The sequence below is a fragment of the Lacrimispora brassicae genome (assembly GCF_054772055.1).
On the sequence record NZ_BRYH01000025.1, the window covers coordinates 22,984 to 36,788 of the forward strand.

12 protein-coding genes and 1 pseudogene are annotated in these 13,805 nt (G+C 43.9%); 9 read left to right on the plus strand and 4 right to left on the minus strand.

What is annotated here, in order from left to right; translation table 11 throughout:
• Window positions 1-387 precede the first annotated feature (387 nt).
• The 6 genes from ACYVD3_RS12110 to rpsI all read left to right on the plus strand — a co-directional run bounded on the left by ACYVD3_RS12110 (window position 388) and on the right by rpsI (window position 5,203).
• Window positions 388-1,293, plus strand: coding sequence for an energy-coupling factor transporter ATPase (locus tag ACYVD3_RS12110; protein ID WP_460642775.1), 906 nt, complete (start codon window positions 388-390; stop codon window positions 1,291-1,293).
• Window positions 1,283-2,131, plus strand: coding sequence for an energy-coupling factor transporter ATPase (locus ACYVD3_RS12115; protein WP_460642776.1), 849 nt, complete (start codon window positions 1,283-1,285; stop codon window positions 2,129-2,131). Before ACYVD3_RS12110 ends, ACYVD3_RS12115 begins: the two co-directional genes overlap by 11 nt.
• 13 nt (window positions 2,132-2,144) lie before the next feature.
• The gene (locus ACYVD3_RS12120; protein WP_460642777.1) at window positions 2,145-2,945 is read left to right on the plus strand and encodes an energy-coupling factor transporter transmembrane component T family protein; all 801 of its coding nucleotides are present in this window, start codon (window positions 2,145-2,147) and stop codon (window positions 2,943-2,945) included.
• Between the two features lie 26 nt (window positions 2,946-2,971).
• Window positions 2,972-3,997 (plus strand): tRNA pseudouridine(38-40) synthase TruA, encoded by a 1,026-nt coding sequence (gene truA, locus ACYVD3_RS12125; protein WP_460642778.1) that lies wholly within the window; start codon window positions 2,972-2,974, stop codon window positions 3,995-3,997.
• Window positions 3,998-4,347: 350 nt separating this feature from the next.
• Complete coding sequence (gene rplM / locus ACYVD3_RS12130; protein ID WP_460642779.1) at window positions 4,348-4,782, plus strand: 50S ribosomal protein L13; 435 nt, start codon at window positions 4,348-4,350, stop codon at window positions 4,780-4,782.
• 28 nt (window positions 4,783-4,810) lie between these two features.
• Complete coding sequence (gene rpsI, locus ACYVD3_RS12135; RefSeq protein WP_460642780.1) at window positions 4,811-5,203, plus strand: 30S ribosomal protein S9; 393 nt, start codon at window positions 4,811-4,813, stop codon at window positions 5,201-5,203.
• A gap of 236 nt (window positions 5,204-5,439) precedes the next feature.
• Here the strand turns inward: rpsI and ACYVD3_RS12140 are convergent.
• The 4 genes and pseudogenes from ACYVD3_RS12140 to ACYVD3_RS12155 all read right to left on the minus strand — a co-directional run.
• Window positions 5,440-5,742 (minus strand): annotated as a pseudogene (locus ACYVD3_RS12140) (transposase); the annotation flags it as partial.
• Between the two features lie 74 nt (window positions 5,743-5,816).
• A complete protein-coding gene (locus ACYVD3_RS12145; RefSeq protein ID WP_460642781.1) occupies window positions 5,817-7,016 on the minus strand; it encodes an amidohydrolase in 1,200 nt (399 codons plus the stop codon).
• A 1-nt stretch (window position 7,017) separates the two neighbouring features.
• Complete coding sequence (locus tag ACYVD3_RS12150) at window positions 7,018-8,634, minus strand: response regulator (RefSeq protein ID WP_460642782.1); 1,617 nt, start codon at window positions 8,632-8,634, stop codon at window positions 7,018-7,020.
• 13 nt (window positions 8,635-8,647) lie between these two features.
• Window positions 8,648-10,402: a cache domain-containing sensor histidine kinase gene (locus ACYVD3_RS12155; protein WP_460642783.1), complete on the minus strand. Its 1,755-nt coding sequence runs from the start codon at window positions 10,400-10,402 to the stop codon at window positions 8,648-8,650.
• Between the two features lie 268 nt (window positions 10,403-10,670).
• Between ACYVD3_RS12155 and ACYVD3_RS12160 the strand changes: the two genes are divergently transcribed.
• From ACYVD3_RS12160 to ACYVD3_RS12170, 3 genes are read left to right on the plus strand one after another with little or no spacing between them, the layout of a single operon-like run.
• The gene (locus ACYVD3_RS12160) at window positions 10,671-12,020 is read left to right on the plus strand and encodes an extracellular solute-binding protein (protein ID WP_460642784.1); all 1,350 of its coding nucleotides are present in this window, start codon (window positions 10,671-10,673) and stop codon (window positions 12,018-12,020) included.
• 58 nt (window positions 12,021-12,078) lie between these two features.
• Window positions 12,079-12,957 (plus strand): carbohydrate ABC transporter permease, encoded by an 879-nt coding sequence (locus tag ACYVD3_RS12165; RefSeq protein ID WP_460642785.1) that lies wholly within the window; start codon window positions 12,079-12,081, stop codon window positions 12,955-12,957.
• 11 nt (window positions 12,958-12,968) lie between these two features.
• Window positions 12,969-13,799, plus strand: a complete 831-nt coding sequence (locus ACYVD3_RS12170; RefSeq protein ID WP_460642786.1) for a carbohydrate ABC transporter permease — start codon at window positions 12,969-12,971, stop codon at window positions 13,797-13,799.
• Window positions 13,800-13,805: the final 6 nt, after the last annotated feature.

Consider the following 13,805-nt stretch of genomic DNA (forward strand, 5'->3'; position numbering starts at 1 on the left):
AAAAATGGCACAGATGGCTGCATCTGTGCTGTTTTTATTTCTTATGATTAAAGAAGATGCAAAATTTCTTCAAACATGAAAAGCCTTTCAATTGCTTAGCTGTCTTTGGAAAGTCCTGCATTTTGCTTCATATTCCTTTGCATTATGATCGTTGCGGTTATTGCCAGCACATCTTACCTGGTATTTACTATTTCCCCCGTTTCCCTGTTCCCATTTCCGTACAAAGGGTGAGCAGGTAATAAGCCATAAATCATCATTTACCAAGAAAATTTCCGCCTGTACCCCTGGAATTTACAAAAGATTCGTGCCGATGCTTGACTGTTATGCAATATTCATCTAAAATTATGTGGCATATGAATGTTGGAATTTATCAGAGAAAGGTCTGCTATGGGAATAATAAAAACGTCAAAGCTGATATTTGATTATATCAGAAGAGATGAGGAAGAAAATATTGAAGAGATTAAGCGTGCCATCGACGGCGTCAGCCTGGATATTAAGGCCGGACAGTTTGTAGCCATACTTGGGCACAACGGTTCCGGCAAGTCTACCTTTGCAAAACAGTTGGATGCGATCCTGCTTCCTACGGAAGGGACCGTGTGGATCCAGGGAATGGATACTTCCGTAGAAGAAAATTTGTGGGAAGTACGGAAAAGGACCGGAATGGTGTTCCAGAACCCGGATAACCAGATCATTGGAAACATCGTGGAGGAAGATGTGGGATTTGGTCCTGAAAATCTGGGCGTTCCCACGGAGGAGATCTGGAAGCGGGTGGATGAGAGCCTGGAGAGCGTTGGAATGTCTGCGTTCCGGTTAAAGTCCCCCAATAAGCTTTCAGGAGGCCAGAAGCAAAGGGTAGCCATTGCAGGCGTTATGGCCATGCGGCCCCAGTGCATTGTTTTGGACGAGCCTACGGCCATGCTGGACCCAAACGGCCGGAAGGAAGTTGTAAAAACGGTCAGGGAATTAAACAGGAAGGAAGGGATCACGGTCCTGCTGATCACCCACTATATGGAAGAGGTCATAGATGCAGACCGGGTCATTGTCATGGACAAAGGGAAAGTGGTCATGGACGGAATTCCAAAGGAAATTTTCTCAAGAGTAGAGGAACTGAAATCCTACCGCCTGGATGTCCCTCAGGTAACGGAGCTTGCCTATGAGCTTCAGAAGAATGGCGTAGACTTACCCGATGGGATACTGACACTGGAAGAGCTGATGGAAAATCTTCTGCCTAGGTTTGCAGAGCGTTTTCCTGGAAAGGTAACTCTGGGGAATGGAGCAAAGGATGGCAATTAAAGCAGAGCATTTAAATTATGTTTACAGCCTTGGTACGGCCTTTGAACAGAGGGCGTTAAAGGATGTGAACCTGGAAATAAATGATGGAGAATTTGTGGGCCTTATTGGACATACAGGCTCCGGCAAGTCCACCCTGATCCAACATTTAAATGGATTGATGAAAGCGACTGACGGCGCCATCTATTATAATGGAAGAAACATTTATGAGGAAGGGTACAATCTCCGGGCCTTGAGAAGTAAGGTAGGGCTTGTATTCCAGTATCCGGAGCATCAGCTTTTTGAGATCAATGTGTTTACAGACGTTTGCTTTGGACCAAAAAACCAGGGGCTTTCAAGGCAGGAAGCTGAAGATCGGGCAAGGGAGGCGCTGACCATGGTAGGGCTTGATGAAAGCTTTTATGGCCGGTCGCCCTTTGAGCTTTCCGGAGGCCAGAAGCGGAGAGTGGCCATTGCAGGCGTTTTGGCCATGAACCCGGAGGTGCTTATTTTGGATGAACCAACCGCAGGCCTGGATCCAAGAGGAAGAGATGAGATCCTGGATCAGATCGAAAGGCTTCACAAGGAAAGGAACATGACCATTGTTTTGGTTTCCCACAGCATGGAGGACATTGCCCGGTATGTGGACCGGATCCTGGTTATGAACCATGGGGAAAAGGTGTTTGATGATACGCCCAAGGAAGTATTCAAGCATTTCAAGGAGCTGGAGGCCATGGGCCTTGCGGCGCCCCGGATCACTTATGTAATCCATTCGCTGCGGGATCGCGGAGTCCCCATTGATGATAACATTACAACCGTAGAAGAAGCCAGAGACGAGATTTTACGCCTTCTGGGAAAATAGGTGGGGAGATATTATGCTGAAAGATATTACTTTAGGGCAGTATTATCCGGTGGATTCCTTGCTTCACAGGCTGGATCCCCGGACAAAACTGTTTGGGACCATGGTTTTTATCATATCCCTTTTTATTGCAAATGATATATGGGCTTATTTGACCGCCACTCTTTTTCTGGTCATGGCCATCCGTTTGAGTCAGGTTCCTTTTAAGTTCATGGTGAGGGGATTAAAGGCGATTGTATTTTTGCTTCTCATCAGCGTCAGCTTTAATTTGTTCCTGACACCAGGAGAACCAATCTTCCAGCTAGGATTTTTGAAATTGACAAAGGAAGGTGTTAAAACGGCATCCTTCATGGGAATCCGGCTCATTTACCTGGTGATCGGCTCTTCCATTATGACCCTTACCACGACTCCCAACCAGCTCACCGATGGCCTGGAAAAGAGCCTGGGATTTTTAAAGAAGGCAGGAGTTCCGGTTCATGAGGTATCCATGATGATGTCCATTGCCTTAAGATTCATTCCTATCCTAGTGGAGGAAACCGATAAGATCATGAAGGCTCAGATGGCCAGGGGCGCTGATTTTGAAACAGGGAATCTGATCCAGAAGGCAAAGAACATGATCCCCCTTCTGGTTCCATTATTTATTTCCGCGTTCCGCCGGGCTACGGATCTGGCAATGGCCATGGAGGCCAGATGCTACCGGGGCGGGGAGGGAAGGACGAAAATGAAACCCCTCCGGTATAAAAAACAGGATGGGATCGCCTATGTGGTGCTTCTGGTATATCTGGGGGCCATAGCAGGACTTGGAATCATGGGATAAGGCTTCTCATAAAAAAAGGAGGATATATGAAACGGGTTAAGATGATTGTGGCCTATGACGGCACCAATTACTGCGGCTGGCAGATCCAGAATAACGGGATCACGATTGAGGAGGTCTTAAATAAGGCGCTGACTTGCCTTTTAAAAGAGCCAATAACCGTGATCGGGGCCAGCAGAACCGATTCCGGGGTCCACTCTGAGGGGAATGTGGCGGTCTTTAATACGGAGAACCGGATGCCTGCCGACAAAATATGCTTTGCCTTAAACCAGAGGCTTCCTGATGATATCAGGATTCTCCAGTCCCAGGAGGTAAGACCGGATTATCATCCGAGAAAGCAGAACTGTGTTAAAACCTATGAATATAAAATCATGAACCGGAAGATCGAAGTACCTACCATGAGGCTGTACAGCTATTTCTGCTATTTTCCCCTGGATGTGGAATTGATGCGGGAAGGCGGGGCTTATCTGGTGGGAGAACATGATTTTAGAAGCTTTTGTACGGCCAGGGGACAGGTGGAAGAGACGGTGCGTACCATTTATAGCCTGGACATTGAAAAGAGCGGGGATATGATTACCATACGCATTAAGGGAAGCGGTTTCCTGTATAACATGGTGCGGATCATCGCCGGGACGCTGATGAAGGTGGGCATGGGAGCGTATCCTCCGTTCCATGTAGAAGAGATCATAGATGCCAGGGACAGGAAGGCTGCCGGACCAAAGGCGGCGGCTAAGGGACTTACTCTGGTAAGCCTTGAATATGAAACAGAACTTAAAAAGCAGATCCATGGAGAGAATAAGGAGTGGAGTTATACCCTTTTTCAGGATAAGATCCTTTCAGAAGGAAATGCCTGGCTTAATATCCACCGGTGCAGGGCGGAAGATTTTGACAGGCTTTTGGTCCGGGTGGTCCATCAGGCGGTGCAAAACGGTGCCAGGACCATTTTTGTAAAAGATGAGGAGATGGATGGAAGGATTATTTTGGGAAGGCCCTATGGATTTTATACTTTTCAGGCGGATCCTGAGAGCCAGGGATGGGTTGTGACGCAAAAATAGGCCGAAAAATCTTGAATTGTGGGAGTAACGAGCCAAGTGAATGTGCTTGCATGTTCATTTAGCGGCTGTCACATCAACATGAAGCGGCCAGTAAAGGGTGTTTTCTTCATGTTTTATGGGAAAAGAGGTTGACACATCCATCGAAATGTAATATAATGTATAACTGTGACGTTAGACGAAAATGTTCAGCCAAAGCCCCGGAGTGAGCATTTTGTAATAAAGTTTTTGAGAGGTTGTTTTTTGATTTCTCATACAAGGTGCCGCTTTTGGTACCGTCCATCCGATTGTGAAAACTTGTTTTCATAATATGGTTATGCTTAAAAACACCATAATTTACAGGAGGTTGTCCAATGAAGACTTTTATGGCTAGTCCAGCAACAATTGAAAGAAAATGGTACGTAGTTGACGCTACAGGATATACATTAGGACGTTTGGCTTCAGAAGTAGCTAAAGTATTAAGAGGTAAGAATAAACCGATCTACACACCGCATATGGATTGCGGCGATTATGTGATCGTTGTAAACGCAGATAAGGTTGCCGTAACCGGTAAGAAATTAGATCAGAAGATCTACTACCACCATTCTGATTATGTAGGTGGTATGAAGGAAACAACTTTAAGAGAAATGATGGCTAAAAAGCCTGAAAAAGTAATGGAGCTGGCAGTTAAAGGTATGCTTCCAAAGGGACCTTTAGGTAGAAGCATGATAACAAAACTTCACGTATACGCAGGTGCAGAACATAACAATGCTGCTCAGAAACCAGAAGTTTTAGAGTTCAAATTTTAATCGGAGGCACTGAAAGGAGGAAGTTATCATGGCTAATGCAAAATTTTATGGAACAGGTAGAAGAAAAAAATCTATCGCTAGAGTATATTTAGTACCAGGCACAGGTAAGATCACCATCAATAAAAGAGATATTGACCAGTATTTAGGTCTTGAAACATTAAAGGTTGTTGTACGTCAGCCGTTGGTTGCTACAGAGACAGTTGATAAGTTTGACATTCTTGTAAACGTTCACGGAGGCGGATTCACCGGACAGGCTGGTGCAATCAGACACGGCATCTCAAGAGCATTGCTTCAGGCAGATGCGGACTATCGTCCGGTTCTTAAGAAAGCAGGTTTCTTAACAAGAGATCCAAGAATGAAAGAAAGAAAGAAATACGGCTTAAAGTCAGCTCGTCGTGCTCCACAGTTCTCCAAACGATAATCTTTGGTCTTCCCAGAGCTTCTCGAAGCCACTGTTTATCAGAGGTTTGGATGTACGTGAAATATCGTGGATTTTGACTTATAAGATACAAAAATATAGTTATGTAAAGAGATGGCTTCCGCTTTGGAAGTCATCTCTTTTTCGCTTTATAGGAAATTTCGCAAATAGTCAAAAATAGTGTATAATAGTACTGAAATAAAAAATAGTATGATAAAAGAGCGAAGGGGGAACTCTGCCATGACCTTTCGATATCGTTCAAATAGTGCAGCTTTTTTGTGGTAAACTTCTAAAACCAACATAGATGAGCTACATTTCTGGCAGCCAAGTGGGTCATATCCAAAAGTTAAAAGGATAGAATTACGCCAGTCTAAATGTTGCAAGAGAAGTTTTCGTTTTTCCGGAGAGAGACACTTTCGGAGATTTTTCTCTTGTTTGTGGTGCTTGGCATAAATGCCATAATAGCGAAACATTTTAAGATGCTTCTTCGGAATATGTATGATAAGTCGTTTAATAAAGTCTAAGGAAGGTACACACTCCGCTGAGGATCCCATTTGAGATCCCTGCCAAAGGTATGAAGTACGCAGATGAAGCCAGGAGTAAACTTATTTTTCTTTTAGCTATGTGTTTGGTTTATTATAGCATGACTAAATTTTCCGGACAGACATTCCAGTGCGTAGTTGACATATAAGCGACTTCCGTTTACCAGTACGGATTCATCCAGGTCAAAGCATTCATGATGAAGCGGCCATGAAGTTCGTTTAGTTCCATCATTTGTTCCTAAGAATACCATGACGCCGGGAACCGTGTTTAAATAGCGTGAAAAGTCTTCGGAGGCCATGCTGGCAGGGCGTTCCATAAGATTATCTTTTCCCCATATCGCCAGTGCTGCGGTCTTTGCGATATTGCAGCAGCCTGGGGTGTTGACCGTTGGAAGCAGGGAAGGCGTATAAGTAACAGAGGAAGAACAACGGAACATGGCGGCCGTGTGATTGCTGTATCGTGTGAGCGCTTCACAGAAATAACCGCTGAGCTCTTTTTTAAAGAAACGGATATTTCCTGACAAAACTGCCTCCTGTGCCAGCAGGTTGATCTTTGTACCAGATTGAAAGATGCCAATGGTCAGTACGGCTGGTTCCTGGGGATCAATTTCCCGGCTGATGACCTGCTGGAGATTGACGGCCAGATGGGCACCGGTAAGGAGTGCGTCCGATCCTAGCTGCGGTGTTGCTCCGTGGCTTCCTGTACCTGTAATACGGATGGAAAAATCATCAACACCTGCCATGCAGGGGCCGGGTAGGATGCTGATTTTGCCTGATGGAATATCGGGCGCCACATGAATGGCAAAAACGGTATTTACACCGTCTAGCATGCCGTTTTCAATCAGCTTTTGGGTCTCGCGGCCAGTTTCCTCGGCCGGTTGAAAAACGAGACGTATGGTACCGGAAAAGATATCACGGCATTCCGAAAGAAGCTTTGCCGCGCCCAGCAGCATGGCCGTATGAGAATCATGTCCACAGGCATGCATGACACCGGGACACTCAGAGGCATACTCAGTGTTGGTCTTTTCCGTAAGAGGAAGGGCGTCCATATCGGCACGAAGCAGAACTGTTTGATTAAGTCCATTTGTCCTGGTGCCGGTAATTTCCCCGATGACATCGGTCTCATGAATCGTGCGATAAGGAATCTGCATCTGTTCCAGTTCTTTTTTTACAAGGGTTTGAGTCAGGAATTCTATTCCACTCAGTTCTGGTTGTTTGTGTATTGTCCGCCGTATGCGGACAATGTAGTCAGATAATGTTGAAAAATCTTCCATATTAAAAATCCTCCTGTTGTTGCATCTCGTCTTTATATTGGGCAGGTGTCATGTTGGTACATTTCTTGAAAAGTTTTGAAAAGTAGTTTGGATCGCTAATCCCGACCGCTTCTGCGATTTCATAAATCCGCATGCAGCTGTTTTGCAGCAGCCGTTTTGCTTTTTCAATACGTATGGAAGTTAAATAATCTATAAAGTTCATATGTGTGACTTCTTTAAAAATACGGCTCAAATAAGAGGGATTGACGTAATTCATTTCGGCGATCTTCTTAAGTGTCAGGGTTGACTGAGCTAAATTTTCATTGATATATTGCAGGATGGAATGAATGAGCTTGTTTCCTTTTGCATCGGTATATAAATTTATTTGGTGAAGAGTAAAACTTACCATTTGGATGACGTATTGCTTGATATCCTTTTCATCTGTCAGCTTCAGTATATTAGTATAAGGCAAATGATCCGTGTTATAGATCTCACTGTATGAGATTCCTTTATCTCTCAGTGTAGTGAGCACTATGTTGACAATGGAAAGAGACAGCACCATGACGTCGGAAAGGCCGTGGCCGGGAATGTATTCCAACGAGTCATAGGCTTTTTTTACGCGTTGCAAGGCGGTATCTTCCTGAGGAATCTGCATGAACAGGGAGAGTTCCTCTGTAACCGTGTTAATCAGATTCTGCAGCGCCTGCTGGTTTCGTTCCAGCGGTGGATTGGCGAGAAAAGATTTGTTATGGCTGTATTTGGCGACCTGGGCGTTTTGGTAGGCCTGGCGGTAGGAGCTGGGGATGTCTTCCAGACATTCCACGGGCGTTCCGACTCCTACATAAGATTTTATGCCGAGCCGGTCTCTGATCAATGTAGAAAAATGAAACCCATAATTGTATAAGTTGATTTTTCGGTTCTCGATTAAAAGGATTAAATTCATGTGAATATCCTGAAAAACCAGGACGCCGCTGATGCGTGTGGCAACGGAGAGGATAATTTCCTTGCACTGGAATTGCTGCATGATGCTTTCCTCGATATCCTGACTGACTTTCAGGGTCAAAAGAAGAATATTGAAAAATCCGGAATCCCGGTGCAGAGGAATTTGATAGTAGGCAAGGTTTTCCCACAGATAATCAGAAGGGAGGCGGCTTACCATCATGTTACTGAGAAAGTTCTGTATGATATAGCTGCGGTTTTCATTAAGCTTTTTCTGCAGCAATTCATGTTGGTAAAGCTTTTTCTGTTCTTCTATGATGGTGCTCCGTATATCGGTCATAACCCGGATCAGTTCTTCTTTTTTCATAGGTTTTAACAGGAAGCTGGATATTCCGATTTCCAGGCCCTGTTTGGCGTAATCAAATTGATCATGAGCGGTCAGAGCAATGATCTTGATATGTGGATATTCCTCGAGAACCATTTCAGCAAAATCCAGACCATTTATAAAAGGCATTTCAATATCGGTGATGATGACATCCGGTTTATCGCAGGCAATCAGTTCCAGCGCCTGATTTGCGCTGGAGACATCATTTACGATTTCGTAATCCAGTTCTTCCCAAGGGATGCAAATTCGGAGCAGCCCTCTCATCTTATCCTCGTCATCTACGAACATCACTTTGATTGGTTGTGGTTGATACATGTCAGTACACCTCCTAAAACGGTATTTTTATCATGACAGAAGTTCCCATTCCCTTTTTGCTGCAGATTTCTACGGAGCCTTTATCCGGGTAGGAAATATAGACCCGCTCAATTGTACCCGCCAATCCAAAGCTTTCTTTTGCAGAAGGACTGGCGGTGGAAAGAAGACTTTTTATGAGATTCTTTTCCATGCCTATTCCATTGTCAGAGACTGTAATGCATATAAGATCGGACTGGCGTTTGACAGAAATATGAATTATACCGGGTTCTCCAAGTGGCTTAATTCCATGGTAGATGGAATTTTCGACCAGTGGCTGAAGGAGAAGTTTGATAATTTCATGTTGATACAGAGCTTCGTCTATCTCATATGTGGTAGTGAAAAGCTCATCGTAGCGCAGGGATAACAGGGCGGTGTAATCTTTCACTATCTGTATTTCCTGTTCAATCGTGATAAACTGTCTTCCTTTGCTCAGACTTTGACGATAAAAGCTTCCAAGAGCAGTGAGGGCGTCATAGGCCTGATTTAAGTCTCCGGTAAGCATGATGTAACCAATGGTATCCAGGGTGTTATAAAGAAAATGAGGTTTCATTTGTTCCTGTAATGCGCGGAGTTCCGTTTTCCTTTTCAGTTTTTGTTCCTGTACCAGCCGGTCCATGAGAAATTGGATCTGTTCTATTAAATGGTTGTAGTGAATTTCCAGAAGCCCCAGCTCGCTGGCGGGATGGCGTACCGTGACTGATTTAAAGTTGCCGCTTTCCGCATGGCCCATGGCTTGTATCATTTGAGAGACCGGCGTCTGAATAGATTTGGCTAAGATGATGACGCAGATCAGCATAAGCACTATATTAATAAAGAAGATCCAGAAGGAAATACGGAGCAGAGAAGTACTGAGCGCAGTCTCATACTTTAAAGGAAACGTGGCGATCAGTTTCCAATGATATTCCGGTATATAGATTCCGGCTGATAGGTATTCCCTGCCGTTTGAACTGAAGTAAGGGGAATCAGGACTGACAAAATGGCGGATGTTATGGTGGACGTCTCCCTCATTTATGGTGCCATAAGTACTGATGATTTCTCCGGAATCATCATACAGAGTGATTTCTATATCAGATGGATTAAAAACATGCTCAAAAGTCTGATTAATGGAACGCGTCGGAATGTTCATAATAGAAAAGCCAATAGGCTTCTGGGTCTCCAGATCATTAATTACCCGGATTGATGACAGGAAATCCTCCGAATAATCAGGAACGAAAATATTGCCGGCGCGAAGAGATAGAATGCAGCTTCCTTTTGCAGCCAGAGCCCTTTGATACCAAGATGCTTCTGTGACAGAATGAATAACCAGAGTCTTTATGCTAAACTTGTCGACTCCATAGATTTGTCCTTTCAAATTCATGACATAAATGGAATCGAGGTGATTATAACTGTCAATGACTGTAAAAAGATAGTTGTCATAATACTTCCGTTCTGTTGGTGATAATGGGAGCTTTGTCAGATCGGATATACCACTTTTTAATAAAAGATTATAGCTGTTATTGGTGTTTTCTACCATTTCCACTATGTTTGAGCGGATAGAGGTCAGAGTCTGTCTGGAGTGCTGTTCCATGTTAGACAGAACGTACTCTCTGGATACATAACGGTATGAAAAGTAGGTCAGAATGACGCTGAGAAACAGAAACAGGAAAAAGACCGTACTGATTTTTCTTGATATTTTACTATGGAATGCCCAATTCCATAGAGTTGAAATGGTATGACTTCGTTTCCCCATATATGCCCCCCCTACTTAGCCATCATATCATGGGAAAATTTAAATGTAAATAAAGCAGTAAACGAAGTAAAAAATCTACTAGATAAAGTAATCGATTTACTATAAGGGTGAATGGTGAGGTGTAAAATAGTAAGGGAATCACCAGAAAAAGTAAACTCTCTCTCTTTTATGAAAACACTGGATTGTGTACAATAGAATCACATTCACAAAGGCGCGCTTTTGAAACAGACAGTAACAAATCGTATTATAAAATTGGAGGAGCGAAAACATGAAAAAAAGAATAATGAAAACAATCATGGCACTGACACTTACGGGGACCATGGCCATGGGACTTGCAGCCTGCGGTTCGGGTTCAGGAGGCAGTACGGCAGGAGAAGATATCACCGTGACGGAGCAGACGAAAGAAAGCAAAGATATGGCCAAGGACGTAGCAGAAGACGTACCTGTAATAAAACTTTGGCATATATTCGGCGGAGACACCGATCCCAATAAGGCAATTATCGATCAGGTAGTGAAGGAGGCGGAAGAAAAATTTCATGTAAGTATAGAGTCTGATACGGCTGAAAATGAAGCTTATAAGATGAAATTGAAGGCGGCGATAGCGGCTAATGAAACACCGGATATCTTTTATACGTGGGGACATGGTTTTATGAAGCCGTTTGTTGAGGCGGGGAAAATATCGGCACTGGATGATTATCTGACAGATGATTTTAAATCGCATCTGGGATCTTCAACACTGACTGGTTTCCAGTTTGATGGAAAAACGTATGGGCTGACCACGGATCAGTCGGTGGCATGTATGTTCTATAATAAAGAAATGTTCGAAAAACTAAATCTGAAGGTTCCGGAAACGTTTGATGATTTTCTGAATGTATGTCAGACTTTTATTGATAATGGAATTACTCCACTGACTGTGGGAGGAAAAGAACCGTGGACCATTGCCATGTATCATGACCTTCTGGCTTTGAGAGCCGTTGGGAGCGAGGGAGTGAAGACCGCCACGGGAAAAGAAACGGGCTATGATAATCCGGGCTTTTTAGAAGCGGCAGAGTCTCTGAAAAAGCTGGTAGATATGGGCGCATTTCCGGAAGGCTCTGCAGGCATCTCCAGAGAGGAATCAGAGGTGTCATTCCTTCAGGGCCAGACTCCGATGTATTTAAATGGAAGCTGGACAGCAACGAGAGTGTATAAGGATTCTTCCCTTGTGCAGGGAAAAATCGGAGTATTCCCATTCCCGGTCTTAAAAGATGGGAAATCGGGAGTAAACGATTTTACTGGTGGACCGGATACAGCGTTTGCAGTCAGTGCTGCGACGAAAGACCCGGCTCTTACGACTGAGGTTGCCCAGTATATTGCGTATGAACTGGCAATTGGAAAGTATAAAATTGGTTCCAGTATTCTTCCATATGTGAACGTAGATGTGGACGAGTCAGAAATCAATCCTCTTTTAATGGAAATCTATGATTTCACGAAGGATGCTACCAGCTACACGATCTGGTGGGATAACCTGCTGGAGGGCAAGGATGCCACGGTATATTTAAATAAGCTTCAGGAGCTTTTTGTTGGAGACATCACGCCGGAACAGTACGTGGCTGAGCTGCAGAAATTGAATCAGTAAATGCGCAGGAAGGGGGCTGGAGACAGCCCCCTTCATTAAAAAAGAATGGAGGGATTTTGTGAACCGAGTACTGTCAAATAAAAAAGCTGTGTTAATTTTCCTGTTTCCGGCGCTGTTTTTGTTTTTTATAATCATTGTAGTGCCGATTTTTATGTCAGTATTTTACAGCCTTACAGAGTGGGATGGAATCGGAAAACAGATATTTACAGGACTGGATAACTACAAGGAACTATTTCACAATAACGGCGATGGATTCTGGAGAGCAGTTAAAAATTCACTGATTTTTGCCGTGGGGTCCGTTTTCATACAGCTGCCGATTTCCCTTGTGCTGGCGTTGCTTCTGGCGCGGGGAGTGAAGGGAGAGCGGTTTTATGTCAGGGTATATTTTATTCCGGTATTGATTTCGACAGTAGTCATAGGACAGCTCTGGCTGAAAATCTACAATCCACAGTATGGCCTGCTCAATACGATTTTGAACTCCATAGGACTGGGACGTTTTGCTGGAAACTGGCTGGGTGATACAAAAAAGGTGATTTTTGCAGTCATAGTACCGGTACTGTGGCAGTATATCGGTTATCATATGCTGCTGATGTATGCCTCTGTTCGATCCATATCCGAGGAAGTTTTCGAGGCGGCCCGTATTGATGGAGCCAATGGTATTCAAATGGCCTTCTGGATTACTATTCCATTGATGAAACCGATCCTGAAAGTATGCGCTACTTTTGCCGTGGTGGGTTCTTTGAAAAATTTCGATCTCGTTTATGTTATGACGGGAGGTGGACCGGCCGGGGCGAGCCAGCTTCCAAGTACTTTAATGGTTGAAACCATATTTTCCAGAAACATGTATGGGTATGGAAGTTCAATGGCCATCTTCATTATTTTTGAATGTTTTATTTTTGCCTGGTTGATCCGCAAGGCATTTCGGGACAATGATTGAAGGAGGGACTTATGAAAAATATAAGATTATCTCAGGTTGTGATTCAGGCGGGCCTGATATTTTGGGCAGTGCTTCAAATATTTCCCTTATACTGGCTTCTGACCTTTTCGCTCAAAGACAATACAGAAATTTTTCAGGGAAATATGATTGGCCTTCCCAGGATTTGGCATTTTGAAAATTATGCTCATGCTTTTATGGGCGGCAATGTGGGGAGGTATCTGGTGAACAGCATCATCGTCACAGCGGCAACAATTATGATTGTATGCATGGCATCTTTAATGGCATCCTATGCGCTGATCAGAATGAAATGGAAGCTTCGGAAACTATTTCAGATGATGTTTATAATGGGGATTACGATTCCCATCCACGCAGCATTGCTTCCTGTATTTATCATGATGCGGCAGGCTCATTTAATTAATACTTACTGGTGCCTGATCATTCCGTATTCAGCGTTTGCAGTACCCATGGCCATTATGATCAGTTCAGGTTTTATCACCTCGATTCCGGTGGAGTTGGAGGAGGCTGCGTGTATTGATGGCTGCAGCATCTACAAAATATTCATAAGGATTATTCTTCCGTTAATGAAGCCATCATTGTCCACGATTGCTATATTTACATTTCTCCAGTCATGGAACGAATTGATGTTTGCGGTCGTATTTATCAGCAAGCCGGTATACCGGACACTGACGGTTGGAATTCAGTCGCTGGTGGGGCAGTATACGACCGACTGGGGGCCCATCGGAGCCGGGTTGGTGGTTGCAACTTTTCCAATTATTATTATTTATGTTATTTTAAGTAAACAGGTTCAGCAGAGTCTGATTGCTGGATCTGTAAAAGGGTAGGTGGTA

Excerpts from the sequence above, each read along its gene's own strand:
- ACYVD3_RS12110 (WP_460642775.1), top strand. The coding sequence starts at position 388 with ATGGGAATAATAAAAACGTCAAAGCTGATATTTGATTATATCAGAAGA.
- ACYVD3_RS12115 (WP_460642776.1), top strand. The coding sequence starts at position 1,283 with ATGGCAATTAAAGCAGAGCATTTAAATTATGTTTACAGCCTTGGTACG.
- ACYVD3_RS12120 (WP_460642777.1), top strand. The coding sequence starts at position 2,145 with ATGCTGAAAGATATTACTTTAGGGCAGTATTATCCGGTGGATTCCTTG.
- truA (WP_460642778.1), top strand. The coding sequence starts at position 2,972 with ATGAAACGGGTTAAGATGATTGTGGCCTATGACGGCACCAATTACTGC.
- rplM (WP_460642779.1), top strand. The coding sequence starts at position 4,348 with ATGAAGACTTTTATGGCTAGTCCAGCAACAATTGAAAGAAAATGGTAC.
- rpsI (WP_460642780.1), top strand. The coding sequence starts at position 4,811 with ATGGCTAATGCAAAATTTTATGGAACAGGTAGAAGAAAAAAATCTATC.
- ACYVD3_RS12145 (WP_460642781.1), bottom strand. The coding sequence starts at position 7,016 with ATGGAAGATTTTTCAACATTATCTGACTACATTGTCCGCATACGGCGG.
- ACYVD3_RS12150 (WP_460642782.1), bottom strand. The coding sequence starts at position 8,634 with ATGTATCAACCACAACCAATCAAAGTGATGTTCGTAGATGACGAGGAT.
- ACYVD3_RS12155 (WP_460642783.1), bottom strand. The coding sequence starts at position 10,402 with ATGGGGAAACGAAGTCATACCATTTCAACTCTATGGAATTGGGCATTC.
- ACYVD3_RS12160 (WP_460642784.1), top strand. The coding sequence starts at position 10,671 with ATGAAAAAAAGAATAATGAAAACAATCATGGCACTGACACTTACGGGG.
- ACYVD3_RS12170 (WP_460642786.1), top strand. The coding sequence starts at position 12,969 with ATGAAAAATATAAGATTATCTCAGGTTGTGATTCAGGCGGGCCTGATA.